Source organism: Sanguibacteroides sp. AM78-02pH3A, assembly GCF_027666085.1.
Classification (GTDB): domain Bacteria; phylum Bacteroidota; class Bacteroidia; order Bacteroidales; family Marinifilaceae; genus Gabonibacter; species Gabonibacter massiliensis.
The window spans coordinates 168,479-183,297 of the sequence record NZ_JAQEHX010000005.1; the positions used below are offsets into that span (position 1 = coordinate 168,479).

General features: G+C 44.4%; 9 protein-coding genes, 1 tRNA gene and 1 pseudogene. 5 read left to right on the forward strand and 6 right to left on the reverse strand.

Features of this window, described 5'->3' with window-relative positions; genetic code table 11:
* Window positions 1-12 precede the first annotated feature (12 nt).
* The 3 genes and pseudogenes from PGR74_RS09540 to PGR74_RS09550 form a co-directional block, all read right to left on the reverse strand.
* Window positions 13-453, reverse strand: a pseudogene (locus PGR74_RS09540) (lipocalin family protein); the annotation flags it as partial.
* Window positions 454-555: 102 nt separating this feature from the next.
* Complete coding sequence (locus PGR74_RS09545; RefSeq protein WP_041502811.1) at window positions 556-2,643, reverse strand: type IA DNA topoisomerase; 2,088 nt, start codon at window positions 2,641-2,643, stop codon at window positions 556-558.
* A 16-nt stretch (window positions 2,644-2,659) separates the two neighbouring features.
* Window positions 2,660-3,793 carry an OprO/OprP family phosphate-selective porin gene (locus PGR74_RS09550; RefSeq protein WP_041502810.1) on the reverse strand — a complete coding sequence of 378 codons (1,134 nt, stop codon included), beginning with the start codon at window positions 3,791-3,793 and terminating at the stop codon, window positions 2,660-2,662.
* Window positions 3,794-4,036: 243 nt separating this feature from the next.
* Here PGR74_RS09550 and PGR74_RS09555 point away from each other — a divergent pair, with 243 nt between their 5' ends.
* The 5 genes from PGR74_RS09555 (at window position 4,037) to PGR74_RS09575 (ending at window position 8,805) form a co-directional block, all read left to right on the forward strand.
* Window positions 4,037-4,672 carry a lactate utilization protein gene (locus PGR74_RS09555; protein ID WP_041502809.1) on the forward strand — a complete coding sequence of 212 codons (636 nt, stop codon included), beginning with the start codon at window positions 4,037-4,039 and terminating at the stop codon, window positions 4,670-4,672.
* Window positions 4,673-4,675: 3 nt separating this feature from the next.
* Window positions 4,676-5,092, forward strand: a complete 417-nt coding sequence (locus tag PGR74_RS09560) for an acyl-CoA thioesterase (protein ID WP_041502808.1) — start codon at window positions 4,676-4,678, stop codon at window positions 5,090-5,092.
* 76 nt (window positions 5,093-5,168) lie between these two features.
* Window positions 5,169-5,243: transfer RNA gene (locus PGR74_RS09565), tRNA-Val, on the forward strand.
* A gap of 260 nt (window positions 5,244-5,503) precedes the next feature.
* A complete protein-coding gene (locus PGR74_RS09570) occupies window positions 5,504-7,753 on the forward strand; it encodes a cation:proton antiporter (RefSeq protein WP_041505532.1) in 2,250 nt (749 codons plus the stop codon).
* A 245-nt stretch (window positions 7,754-7,998) separates the two neighbouring features.
* Window positions 7,999-8,805, forward strand: coding sequence for a peroxiredoxin family protein (locus PGR74_RS09575; RefSeq protein ID WP_270516994.1), 807 nt, complete (start codon window positions 7,999-8,001; stop codon window positions 8,803-8,805).
* Between the two features lie 197 nt (window positions 8,806-9,002).
* Here PGR74_RS09575 and PGR74_RS09580 read toward each other — a convergent pair whose 3' ends face one another.
* The 3 genes from PGR74_RS09580 to PGR74_RS09590 form a co-directional block, all read right to left on the reverse strand.
* Complete coding sequence (locus PGR74_RS09580) at window positions 9,003-9,476, reverse strand: fibronectin type III domain-containing protein (RefSeq protein WP_270516996.1); 474 nt, start codon at window positions 9,474-9,476, stop codon at window positions 9,003-9,005.
* 123 nt (window positions 9,477-9,599) lie between these two features.
* Window positions 9,600-12,839: a golvesin C-terminal-like domain-containing protein gene (locus tag PGR74_RS09585; protein WP_270516997.1), complete on the reverse strand. Its 3,240-nt coding sequence runs from the start codon at window positions 12,837-12,839 to the stop codon at window positions 9,600-9,602.
* 453 nt (window positions 12,840-13,292) lie between these two features.
* On the reverse strand, window positions 13,293-14,741 hold the full coding sequence (locus tag PGR74_RS09590) for an amino acid permease (protein WP_270517023.1): 1,449 nt from the start codon (window positions 14,739-14,741) through the stop codon (window positions 13,293-13,295).
* Window positions 14,742-14,819 lie beyond the last annotated feature (78 nt).

Genomic DNA, 14,819 nt, shown 5'->3' on the forward strand with positions numbered 1-14,819 from the left:
GTTGAAGTTCTCTTACTGGTTGATATAGATGAGCTTCCCCGTATCATAGCCGCGATTTACCGCCTTCGTCAACAATTTTTTAAGCTTATTATCAGGTAATTTCGGGGTCCGACTCAAAATCCATAAATACTTGTCGGAAGAGCTTCCGATTAAAACAGAGGAGTACTCCTCGTCTAACTCCAAAATAAAATAATCGGAATAAAAAAACCAGAAAAAAGAGACTTTTAACTTTCCGGGTTCATCCGGATCCGGCATCTTGGCCTTTCCCCGGGCTTCATGCAACCGTCCGTCCTTATAACCGCTGTTTATAACCTCGATTTTTCCATCGTCACATAAAGAATAAACTGCCGTCACCCGATCCAATCCCCGTTCGAAACGATGATCAAAACGGGCTATTTCATACCACTTACCCATGTAACGAGTCAATTCCAGCTCTTTTACCACATGCGTATCCACTTTAGGGCATTTTCCATTGTTTTCTACACGATATGTCATAATCCGCGTTATTTAATATGTACGAATTATAACGCAAGATGCCATCCCTTGGTTACCGAACTATTTTTTATCGATCACTATTTTACAAAATTCATCCAAACGAAGAGTTCCGCTGAACGCATTACCCTCAGCGTCTTTAAAACCGGACAACACCCCGGTTTTACCTTTTAGCACTATGGACTCCACCTGTTTTTGGGTTATTTTTTTCCCTTGAATCTCCATCGGTATCAGGAAATCACAGGATTTTTTATAGAGAGAACATCCCCAAGCTGTACGTCCCTTAATAATCTCACCATTACCGCATTTGGGACATTTCAAAACAAGTGGGATCTGTTCCTTTACGGGCTTCCCGGCCACTTTCTCTTCTTCTGTCTCCACGGCAATCGCTTTCCGGCGAGCGCACTTCACCTCATGGATAACCTCGTTGACCATCACCTTTAACTCCTCCATGAAATCCGTAACACGATAAGATCCCTCTTCGATCATCCGAAGTTTCTTCTCCCATTGTCCGGTCAATTCGGCGGATTTCAACAGTCCGTTCTGGATCGTATCGATCAGTTCGATTCCCGTAAGCGTAGCTACCAACCGCTTTTTATCTTTCCGGATATAACGGCGTTTCAACAAGGTTTCTATAATACCGGCCCGGGTTGAAGGGCGTCCTATTCCGTTTTCCTTCATCAAATCTCTCAGCTCCTCGTCTTCGACCTGTTTCCCCGCTGTCTCCATAGCCCGCAACAAATCCGCTTCGGTAAAGTATTTCGGCGGTTGCGTCTCTTTTTCCTGTAGTTCCGGATGATGGACTCCCCGTTCCCCCACTTCATATGCAGGCAAAACATTTTCATCACTCTGCTTATTGGAAGCTGTCGGAAAAAGCACTCTCCAAGCGGGAACCACAATCTGTTTGCCCGTGGCCTTAAACTCATGCTCTCCCACAACTGCCATCACCGTTGTATTGGCCACTTCACAATCCGGATAAAAAACGGCAATAAAACGACGGGCAACCAGATCAAATACCCGTTTCTCATCGGGAGTCATATCGTAACTGAATACGCCGGTAGGGATAATAGCATGGTGATCCGTGATCTTTTTATCATTAAAAACTTTCCCTGATTTTCGAATCTTCCCTCCGTTCAATACCGGTTGTACCACGGCCTCATAAGGCTTCAATCCCTTCAATATAGTAGGAACTTTAGGGTAGATATCGTTAGGTAAAAAATTGGTGTCCACGCGAGGATAAGTCGTTAACTTCTTCTCGTAAAGCGATTGAATGATTTTTAACGTGGCATCCGCGGAGAATGCGAATTTACGATTACACTCCACCTGCAATAAGGTGAGATCGAACAATTTCGGCGGATGCTCCATTGCTTTTTTCCGTTCCACGCTCGCGATTTCCAACTCCAACGGCTCTATCTCCTTCAAAAAAGCCTCAGCTTGGGATTTATCCGTAAACCGTCCTTTCGTGTTGGCGAACCATCCCCCTCTGTAATCCGTACGTACCTCCCAGTAGGTTTCGGGTTTAAACCGCTCAATCGCCTTCTGGCGCTCCACGATCAAAGCCAAGGTAGGAGTCTGGACCCGGCCGATCGAGAAAACCCCTTTACCGTCTCCATATTTTAACGTGTAGGCCCGGGTCGCATTCATTCCCAACAACCAGTCTCCGATCGCTCTTGCCGATCCGGCAGCATATAACGTATCGAAATCGGCAGCATCCATTAATTTCTCAAACCCTTCCCGAATGGCCTCTTCCGTTAAAGAAGAGATCCACAACCGTTTCATCGGAACCCCGCATTTGGCTTTCGTCAATACCCAACGTTGAATCAACTCTCCCTCCTGCCCGGCATCCCCGCAATTAATGACCATTTCGGCCTTCCCCACCAACTCTTCAATAACGGCAAATTGTTTCTTGATACCCTCGTCCTCTATCAACTTAATCCGAAACGTCGAAGGGATCATCGGCAAATAAGTCATATTCCACTGCTTCCATTTGTCCGTGTACTCATGCGGTTCCTGCAAAGAACAAAGGTGTCCGAACGTCCAAGTCACACAATAGTCATTCCCTTCGAAATAACCGTTTCGACGTACTTTCGCTCCCAACACGGTAGCAATCTCCTTTGCGACACTGGGTTTTTCCGCTATACAAAGCTTCATGAAATAGGATTAAACATTAAAAACTCACCTGTACCCGTCCCTGAATCATGTTAAAAGTCTGCTTACCGTCAATCTGGGCATACTTATCCAAACTAACCAGACTATAACTCATTTTAGCCGCAATATATTTATTGAAATAATAGATAGCTCCCAAAGAAAGATCGTTTTGTTTCCCCCCCATAATCCCTGCTTTTCGATCATTCAAATTAGTCACATTATATCGACAAAGTACCTCCAGGCTTTTTGTTCCCGGACTCTTCGCCATTCCTGTCATCTTGCTGTAACCGTATTTTCCGCTCAACAAAGCGTATCCCATCTGCACGTACCAACCGTCACCGTTATAATTCGAAACGGCATGCCTCCGGTTCACATGCCCGAGCATATATTCGCTTTGCATATAAAATTTATCGTATACCAGAATAATCTCGGCTCCCAATTTCCATTGATTGATGGCCTCCGTTACCTCCGCCTTCAAGAACTTTTCCGAAAGCAACTCGGAAGGAGCTCCGGCAGCATAAGTAATCGTATTTTTTTCCGCCTCCCCATGCGTGCTGAAACGGGAAGAGAGCCCGATGTGAACGGCATTATCTCCATTTACATAAGGACGATACAGATACCGGCCGGCTATCGTATACCCCTCATCTCCTTTCTCCTTATTATCCACATCCTTATCGCTAAAGATGCCAGTCCACAAATTTAAAGCGTCTACATTATAGATATAACTGATCCCCAATTTACGACGATCTCCAAATGCTTTTCCGGTAACAGACGCCCCGTTAAATTTCATATCCGATGTCCCGATGCGGTAATCCAACCCAAAAGCTTCGTAATAATGTCCGATCCGGATCGCGTGGCGTTTTTGCTGATATTCGATATAAACATCCTTCAAAGAAACTTCACTATTAGCAAATCCTATCTCGATTTTTCCATACCAATGATCCAAAAAACGCATGGTGGTCCCTAAACGTACATCATAAACCTCGACGGCATTTCCCAACGGAGTCTTATCACTAAAAAATACGCCCCCGTCAAACAAAGCCCGGCCGATCAACCGACACTCGAACTCCCCTTTCTCAGACTTCAACACTAACTGAGCCGAAGTAATATGCACGAATAAAATAAGAAAAAGTAACGAAAAAAGAACTCTCATAAATTTAACATTTTCAAATAAATACTATATTTCCCATTCAAAAAGGCAAAAATACAAAAAAAATCCATTATCCCCTGTCGATAAAATAACACGATCAAAATCAGATCGGGATTTGTTTTACAACACGTTACAGTTCGATATCATACGACATTCACAAAGATTAGTTACCCACCTACTTACGGCCCTCTTTTTTGAGTCTTTCTGTTTTTATCCTATCTTTGCTTAATATATAAACTTTCGGCCATGGAAAACGAGACCATAGAGCACACGATAAAAGCGTTAGAAAAAAATCATTTCGAAGTCTATTTTGCCCGAACGACAACCGAGGCTCAAGAGATTTTCTTCACCGAGATTTTCGAACGCCTCCAGCCTACCGCAATCTCCTGGGGCGATTCCGAAACGATGAAGGCTACCGGAGTATTGAATGCCTTGGAAAACCATCCCGAATGCGTATTGATCCGAACCTTTCAAGAGGGATATAGTAGAACCCAAAAAACATACTGGAGACGACAAGCCTTACAGGCCGATTTGTTTCTTACCGGAACAAATGCCTTAACCAAGCAGGGCCAACTCGTCAATGTGGATATGGTCGGGAACCGGGTTGCAGGCATCACGTTCGGTCCCAAAAACGTCGTTTTATTCATCGGCGTAAACAAAATCACCGAAAATCTGGAAAAAGCGATGGAACGCATCCGTACCGTCGCCGCCCCCCGGAACGCGATACGTCATCCCCATTTGCACACGCCATGTCAAACAACCGCCTCCTGCATGAACTGCCAAAGCAGCGATCGCCTTTGCAACACCTGGACTATCACCGAAAAGTCTTTTCCGCCCAAACGAATTAAAATCATCCTGATCAATGAATCTTTAGGTTTATAAAACATGCATACATATCTATTCGAATTAGAAATGAAAGTACGTGACTACGAGTGCGATATTCAAGGAGTAGTCAACAATGCCAATTATCAGCATTATTTAGAACACGCCAGGCATGAATTTTTGGAATCCACCGGTAAAAGTTTCTCCGATCTTCACGCTCAAGGGATAGATGCCATGGTCTCAAGAGTGGATATCTCCTACAAACACTCTCTCAAAGGAAGCGACCGCTTTTCGGTAAAGATCGCCTTAAAACGGGAAGGAATCAAACTGCTCTTTTTTGAAGACATCTATAAAATTCCTGATAACCAACTTTGTGCAAAAGGATGTGTCGAAGTCATATGCTTACAAAACGGGAAACTAACCCGAGGAGAACCATTCGACACGCTTTTCAGCAAAGAATTAGAGAGATCGGAAAAATAATTTTTCGATAAAAAATTCTTCATTTCTTTTGACAAATTAAAAATATAAATTAAATTTGCACCGCAATTCGATACACGGGCGCTTAGCTCAGTTGGTTCAGAGCATCTGGTTTACACCCAGAGGGTCGGGGGTTCGAATCCCTCAGCGCCCACAAAAAGAGGTTCCAAAAGGACCTCTTTTTTATTCTCCAAAAATTTACCCGTAACATTCAGGGATTCCGACGAAGGAATAAAAAAATTCTGTGATTCAATGATTCCGTGAGTAAGAGATTAAAAAGATAAATAGGCGTAATGACTTAAATAAAAAAGTTTAGGGTAATCTTGTATGTAGGTGCCTAAATTAATTTACGATAATTGTTACCTTTTACGACAAAAAAACGTAAATAGACATCGGATAACAAATAACAATCAGATGAAAAGAAATAAGAAAAATTACTGTATTTACATACTTATGCTCCTTATATTCGGAGTATTGATTTACGAAGCATTACTTACCGGAGAAAAATTTACCGGGCAAACCGATACGGAAACAGTTGCGGATTCGGGAGACAATGCTTTCAACATGTTTAAAAATATCATCATCGGCAACCTTCAAGGCCCGTTAACGGTTTTACTCTTTCAAATCATCATCATCCTGTTTTCGGTAAGAATTTTTTCTTACCTGTTTAAATACATGGGCCAACCGGGTGTTATCGGTGAAATCATAGCCGGAATCGTATTAGGCCCATCGGTTTTAGGGTTGTTTTTCCCGGATTTCTTTCACGCCTTATTTCCGGCAGACTCTTTAACAAACTTAGAGTTACTCAGTCAAATCGGATTAATCCTGTTTATGTTTGTCATCGGCATGGACGTTGATTTCAACCTCTTAAAAAACAAAATGAACGAAACCCTCGTGATCAGCCACGCGGGAATCATCGTTCCTTTTTTCTTAGGAATAGCCGCCTCTTTTTGGATATACGAAGAATACGCGGCCCATCAAACGGAATTCCTGCCGTTCGCCCTGTTTATAGGAATATCGATGAGTATAACGGCTTTCCCGGTACTGGCCCGTATCATACAGGAACGCAACATGACCAAAACTCCTATCGGGGTATTAGCCATCGCTTCCGCCGCTAATGACGACGTCACAGCTTGGTGCTTACTGGCTATCGTCATAGCGGTCGCCAAGGCGGGAACCTTTCTCAGTGCATTATACACGGTAGGTATAACGATACTATTCATAGCCTTCATGTTCGGCATTGTCCGGCCTTTTTTGCGTAAGGTCGGAGATTCCTACATCAACGCTGAAGTCATCAATAAAACATTCGTGGCTTTTATCTTTTTAATTTTAATCGCTTCTGCCGTTACGACCGAAATCATCGGGATCCATGCTTTGTTCGGTGCTTTCCTTACCGGCGTCGTCATGCCCACCAATCCGGGATTTCGAAAAGTAATGATGGAAAAAGTAGAGGATATCGCCTTGATTTTCTTTTTACCGCTCTTTTTTGCTTTTACCGGTCTTCGTACGGAGATCGGCTTAATCAATACACTCGAATTGTGGATGGTTTGCGCCCTATTGATTTTCATCGCCATATTGGGTAAACTGGGCGGTTGCACGATTGCCGCCCGTTTGGTCGGAGAAACATGGAAAGATAGTCTCACCGTCGGTACACTAATGAATACAAGGGGATTAATGGAACTCGTCGCCCTGAATATCGGTTATGAAATGGGAGTCCTCTCCCCGGAAATATTCGTCATTTTAATACTAATGGCTTTGATTACCACGTTTATGACCACTCCGATATTGAAAACGGTCGAAAAAATCTTCCAGACCACTTCTGAGGTCACCACGAATAAATTCAAACTCCTACTCTCTTTCGGGCGCCCCGAAAGCGGTAAACTTCTGCTCTCCGTCGCCGCACACCTATTCGGCAAACAATTAGAAGATACGGAAATCATTGCCGCCCACTACACGATCGGAACAGACGTGAACCCCCGGAAAGCCAAACAATATGCAGAGGAAAGCTTCGTTCCTCTCGAACAAGAAGCTTCCCGTTTAAACCTAAATGTCGATAAACGCTATAAAGTTACGGACCATCTGATCCGGGAAATAAGCCAACTGGCCAACAAAGAAAAAGCTCATCTATTACTTATCGGAGCAGGCCCGCAATTTTTGCAACCTGAAACATCACCCCCCGCACAAAATCAGGCATGTACGCTCTCTCAACGTACACTGAAAAACATACGGCAACGCTTTTTTCAATTACCTGGCGGGCTGATGAAAGACAAATTACAAGAGGTGATCAAAAATACGGACAGCCCCGTGGCCATATTCGTCAACAGGGGATATACGCGTATTCGCCGTCTATTTATGCTCCTCCTCGATGAAAAAGACTTTTCACTGCTACCTTACATTCAGAAATTATTCGCGGAAAACGAAACCGTCATCCATCTCTGTTTTTTAACACCCGTCCCACCGTCACCGCATCTGGAAGAGAACATGGAAAAAACAGTTAAGGCAACGCGACTATTCACCCGGGATCAAGCCCTCGTAAACAATCGCCAAATCAACCGGCCGGACAGCTTACTTATCGTAAGTTATTCCAGCTGTATCGAATTAACGCGTGACCCATCACTGTTTACCTCGTTACCTTCTTTACTCGTCATGAATCTACCGGAATAAAAGCAATCGAAAATATTTCAAAAGGGGCTTGGACAGCCCCTTAAATCATGTTTCTACAGGTTGAAAATAATAACGTATTCCTCACGGAAGAAACTATTTCGATAAATTCGTTCGTGTTTGTCAGAGTAATACATGAAAATAGGGTCCGTATACCCGATCTTCCTTATTTTATCCTCGGGAAATTTCCTACTTATTTTGAACTATTCTCCATTGTATTTATATTTGTTGATAATAAATGATCGAATATGAAATACATTATAATACTGACCGTATTTTATTACACGATTCCGGCATTCGCCCAAGAGATCACGGAAGAAAACTATTTGCAGGAAGATTCCCTCGTCTGGGAAAAGTACAAAGTCATCGAAACACGAATGTTCCAATTAACGGAAAAATATCCCGAGAAAAGAGACAGCTTACTTACCGTATTGTATGAAAAAGAACTTCCCTCCATCCTACGCGAAAGCCGGAATTTAGCCCTAAAATACGCGGCTGTCCCAAGCGGTTTGAAAAGGTTATTCATAGTAAGATTAGAGATCCCCAAAGATACGCTATCCCGCGTTCTTAAATCGCTCTCCCCGGAGATACGGGAATCCTTCTACGGGAAATGCCTGCATCGACATATCATCACGAAACAAATCGAAGAGGGAGATCTCTACTTCGATTTCCAAGGCTCAAAAGAGAACGGAACGGAGTTTCACCTCTCCTCATTAGCGGGCAAACGGATTCTACTTCTCTATGGAGGATTGGGCTGTATGGGAGAAAAAGGACGTACTTACTTGGCCGACCTCCATCAAAAATATTCCGACGACAATTTCGAAATCGTCGTTTTCTGGCCTTGTTCCTCTTTAGAGGAGCTAAAAGAGTACAAAAAACGGTATCCTTTCCCTTATACTTTTGTCTCCGACTTTTTTGAAGACCTGAGTCCGGTGAAAATCACCTACGGGACACAAGCAACTCCCACCTGCTTTTTTATCGATTCGCAAGGTATCGTCAAAATGAGATCCGAAGGCTTCAACCCGATTCTATGCGAACAATTGTTAAAAGAATAAAACAAACGGAACTCTATAACTCCGTTTGTCCTATTATCGCTTCTGTTTTTGTGTTCGTTTATCCATGGCAACACCCATGATAAAAGGCAACCCTTGAGGACGCACTCCACGTGCTATTCTGTTTTAAAGTAAAATAGTAAAGAGAGAGAAAGTATTATTACTGACTATTTATAAATTTCGTAAAATATATTATCCAACTACTCTTCCTTTCTCCAGAGGAATGTCATTCCCCGAGCCTCCTGTACAGAAGGGGTAGTGGCTAAACTCAAGGTATTCATACCCCTTACTCGTTCTCGCCCTTCCCCGCTCTGGATTTTTATTCCACTCTGATCCTCGTTTGTGACTAAAATCTCATCCGATTCCGGACCGGGTTGTCCAACACCATAATAATTTTCAACACTTACTCTAAAAACATACGTCCTTCCCTCTATTAAACCCTCAGGGGTATAAGGCGTATTTACATACTTTCCACCGACCCTCGGTACAAGAACTGTTCCATTTTTCCAGCTACACTCTTCATTTATTTCCCTGTATTCAACATGATAAACCATCAAACGGGAACCGCCATCCCGAAGCGGGGGGATGATAGTTAAAGTAACCTTACCCGCGGCAAACGCGATATTCGATACCAGTACCAAAATCAACACGATAAAAAATTTACTTGTTTTCATGATTTCATTTTTTTATTTGATCTCTCTCTAACTATTCAGTTCCAAACGATTCGATATTCCCGGCAACACGAGTCCTTTAGCACGACCCCGCCATCCCTTGTTCCCCCGGGGAGTATCTCACGATTACTTGACTTTTACCCATTTCACGGCATCCGCGTACAGGTATTGATGCCGATCGACGCCTTTCCCGCGCAGGGTAACCCTTGCCTTCCCGGCGGGAAAGCGATACCTCCCGAGCGATGCCCAACCGTCTTCCGCGTGCAACAGGTCGAGATCGACCTCTTTCACGCCACCGGCATGGACAAAACGGTATTTTTGCACCGGGTTTCTTTTTTTCTTCCCGCGACTGTAAAAAGAGACCATGTTCTTTCTATCGGCAAGAAGCTTGTTGTTGTAAACAAACAACTCGTACGCCCCGGCCTCCGGCAAGTCCACCTCCCACTCGACATCGGAATCTCCTTTCCCGGACTTTTTCTCTAAATAACTTCTGGAAAGTTCTCCATATGCGCCCTGACTAGTAGTCCAACGCCAACGTGTATTTTTATAACTCGTTTGCCGGCGCAACTTCTGCATAGCCCGGCTATCCTCGAGCACCCGGCAACCCGGGTCGTCGTTATCCACGATATACACGCCCGGTTCCGGAGCGAAAGCAAAGGTATCGGCGTCAAAAAATCCGTCTACAGGTTCTTTAATCCTACCTTTTTTAGCAAAAGGCTCAAAATCATAATGCGAAGGAACATTCTGAGACCCGTTTGTCTCTACCATGATTATCCAACGATCACTGGGTCCCTCGAAATAAACCTTGATCTCCTTGCAGGCTCCCGCCGGGACAAGATAATGGCGTCCTTCATTGACATACCTGCGTCTTATCGAGAGGATACCGCTACAGTTTCCCTTATTCCACGCTTTTATACTGAACACGAAACCCTCCTTTCCTCCCGGGGCTTCCACGTCGTCCACCCGGGCATCCCTGAAATAGTACGCGGGCAAACCTCGCTCGCGATACAATTCACGGGTTAACTCCAAAAGAGATACGCCGAATCGTTTCTCCAACTCTTCGCAATACTCTTCATAACTAAAGCCCCGAAACAGGTGACTTTGAATAAACCCAGTGTTAAAACGTTCCAATTCCTCGCGGGAAACACTACATAATATATACTTTAAAAAATTGTACCCCTTGAAAAATAGCACACGTTTCACGCCCACTTCATTATCCGGGGTCTGCAACGCGTCTTCCAGGCTCCGGTTTAAAAGATACCGGGCTGCCATTGAATTACCACTCCCTCCCCAACTGACAAAATCCGAGTCAAACCCCTCTTGCATATAGTGAAACAAGAGATTGATCCCGGCAAACTCGGGAGAGTACACGTTGTAATGATACTTTTGCAGCAAATAGGAAATATCACCTTCATTTCTCACGTTGCTTCTCCCGCTTTTCCCGGTCAATTGATTAAAAAACACGTTTCCCGCCGGGACGTATCGCTTATCACCGGTTAATTCCCTCATGTACATGTCCAAAAAACCACGCGACGGGCTAATCGTCCCGTTCCATTCAGTTCCCATTTTAAACGCCCGGGAGAATAACGCCTCCCTTTCCGGACGAAACACGATTTCCGGTTGTACCAGCTCGCTATTGGTCTTCCAGTCCCGGCCGTAAGCGCAAAAATGAACAGGCGTCTCCACGAGACACAGTTTATCGAAAGCGTACGTTACCTTGTTATCTTTCGACCTGTACCTGCACATGCCTTCCCAGAAGTCGACAGCTTCTTCTGCGGTTGTTTCCCCGGGAACGAGGTATTCATGCCCCTTGAATAAAAAGAGTTCATACCAAACGCCGCTTATTCGAGCGCTCTTCCGGGCATAATCGCCGGCACAAAGCGTTAAACCGGGCAAGGCAACCTTGTTCACGAAACGAGTGTCATCTCCTTCCCTCGTCTCCTTTCCCTGGGAGATCACCGCTCTCGAGCGTTCCCCTTTTACCCGTAACGTGAAACGAGTGTAATCCTGACCCGACAGGTAGGGAGAATTGACGTTAACAGGGGGTATACTCAAGGGATACCACAAGCATTCTGGCGTGAGCAAGGTATAGTCCGGTTGAAGGTAAAAACAATGTTGCCCCGTGTTGTACATGTAATAGCGACGCGTCGTGGCGAGAGAATCGATATTCGTTACTTCGGGGTAACAAACAGCCGGGGAGATCGAGCCCCCGTACTCGATCTCTACTTGTCTCGCCTCTCCCGCCTCCAGCACTAACGGGAGAATCAAAACCTGTCGCTCACGACGAAAGGGTAAAACCTCCCCTCCCGTGGTTAATTTCACGACCTTTAACCCCGGGTTTAAATACAAAACAACGGAATCTATCTTTTGGTTATGAATATTCTGCAAGTTTAGCTTGCTACACGCCGAGTAGGTGTAACCCTCCTGTTTAAACTCGATAGCATGATCGGCCACGCTAACCTTGGGCACGGACTCGTACCTGGCAAACGCATCCCGAACCGCCTTTCGCTCCCGGTCGCGACAAGCAAAATTTCCCGTGTAAAAACAGGAAAAAACGACGCCTAATACGAATAACCATAATCCCGGCCGACCGGATGCGAAATTACTTTTCGTCCCGGGAGGAAGACGGCGAACGAAAGTGACACTCAAGACGATCAATCCCCATCCAAAAACTAAAAAGGAGACCCGTTGCAACAGGTAACTCCCGAGACCGGCGAATCCCGTGACGTCGGAGAAAGTGTTTGGCAACGTGATGGCCAGCACGTCGAACACCCCGTGAAAGAGTTCACGGCCAAAATCCAAAAAGAAAAACAACAAGCCGAGCAATAAAACGCAAGACAAGGCCATGTTACCCGCCATCCCTTTAATGCCCGTCGTCAATCCCGTGAAAAAAAAGAGCAACGGGCAAGTCAACGTGAAAAAATAAAAAACATAAGGATAAAGAGCGAAAGGAGAGTCACTAAACAACAAGTGAATTAACATCGCAACCACTACAAGGAAAACGCTCAGGCCAAACATCAAAACTAAAAAACCCGCTGTTTTACCAAACGTCAGTTCCAGGTTCGAGAACGGGCGTGCCGACAGGGCCGCGTTAGCTCCCTCCACGCGACTTTTACGCTGAAAATTACCGGCAAAAAACACGATCACGATAAACAGGAACGCGTTTACCAGGCAAGCGTTCGTGTAAGGGATGGCCGAGGGTAACGACACGGTAACCCACTCCGGTTCCACCAGGTTACTTTGCGTGATCACGTGAAGAAAAATCATGATCAGCGCGACAAGTGCCGTGACCATTTTAAAACTCCACTCTCTCGAGATCGCTTTTATCTCGTAAAAGGCTATCAAACTAACATTCCTGGTATTCATATCTATAATCCTGACAAGGTGTTTAACATCAAAACGAATCAATCATCACGACAATATTGTAATCAATATTTTACAATAATATCATTCAATTTGCAAATATAGTATAATAATGATGACATATTGCAATATATTTCACAATTATAATATAAAATTCAGTTTACACCTCGATATGGAAGTTTATTGAAAACCATGCGGGAATCAGAAAAAACCACACAGGACTAAATCACGAAATAAAATATTAATAATCAGATATTTAAAATTATAACACCGAAGAAACACACGCGTAAACCTATAATCCAATATAGACAAATTAACGTTCGGGCCCCAGGCCATCCCGACCTGTTTTTGATCGATTCGCGAAGGATCGTCAAAATGAAAAACCGAAGGTTTTAACCCGATTCCACGCAAACAATCACGAAAAGAATAAACGGAGCTTAAAAGCTCCGTTTAATATCAAGATTTTTGTTTTCGTTTATCCATGGCGAAACTGATGATAAAAGGTATGGCGAAAAAGACCACGGTTCCGGTAACGACCAATCCCGTATAGAATGCCGGACTTCCGACAGGCAGCTGCGACGGGGGAAAAAACGTAACGGCAAAAGAGAAAAGAACGGCAAGGAAACCGATTCCCGCTATCAGCCACATTCCCAGGTTACCTCCCGGAATCCTGTAATTTCTCGGTAAATCGGGTTGAGTATATCTCAATCTTATCCCCGAGGCATACATCATCATGTACATCAACAAGTACAGGCCGATCGTCAAGGCACTCAACAGGAAAAAGGCCACACTCACGTCATCCATAACCATATACAACGACGATAAGACAGTAACGATACATCCCTGTATAATTAAAATATGAACCTGTATTCCGTTCTTGTTCGTCTTTTGCATAAAATTCGGCAGTTGCCCGTCCCGGGCCGTCCACAACAACCCCCGGCTGGGACCGGATATCCAGGACATTACCCCCGCCAATGCTCCGAACGCGACCAACAGTCCCATCACATTCGTCAACCAACCGATGTGATAATGATTGAATAACTCCTGAAACGTCACCAACAAACCGGCCTGCAGATTAATCTGATCGTAAGGTGTTACAACGGCCACGGCCAAAGAACCGAAAGTAAACAAAGCAAAAGAGATCAACGCGGCTAAAAACATAGCGGCAGGAAATTGTTTTTGCGGATTTTTCATCTCCTGTGCATGCACCGCGTGTACCTCCACTCCCGCAAATAAAAGTAAGATCCCGGCTAAAAAAGCGATATCGCTCATCCCTGATATATGAGGAAACAGTCGGGGATGTACGTGCTGTGCGGCATCCACGCTAACAACCTGACTTACCGTGGAGGGTATATGCTCGAAAGATACCGGATTTTTCCCGACAATCCAGATAATGGCCATAACAATAATCACGACACCCGGCAGTACCGTTCCCAACAAGAACCCCTGACTGGTTATCCGGGAAACGATAGAGGTTCCTTTAAGAGTTACCCAAGTTGCAAACCAATACATGATAATGGAAAACAAACCGACAAACATACCGTTTTGCGCCAAATCGGGTCTTCCGATCATATAAGCGATGGAAGCAGCCGCAAAACCTAATACCGTCGGATACCAAACCACATTTTGTATCCATTGCAAAAAAATAGCCGCAAATCCCATCCTTCGGTTAAAAGCTTCCTTTACCCAGGTATAAACTCCTCCGCCTTTATCAGCGAAAGCACTTCCCAACTCCGCTCCCACCAACGCCGCGGGAATAAGGAACAGAAAAGTAGCAAAAAATATATAAAAAAACATCGTCAGCTCTTCTTGAGCCATCATGGGTAATCCCCGCAAACTGATCACCGCGGCAGCCGTCATTAACGCTAATTGCCACGTGGAAATATTCCTTTTCCGTTTTTCCATCATCATAATTTTAAGTTAAATGCTAATTAGACTTCTAATTACAGAGTAATAACGTAACAGCACTTTTTTTTGTTTACC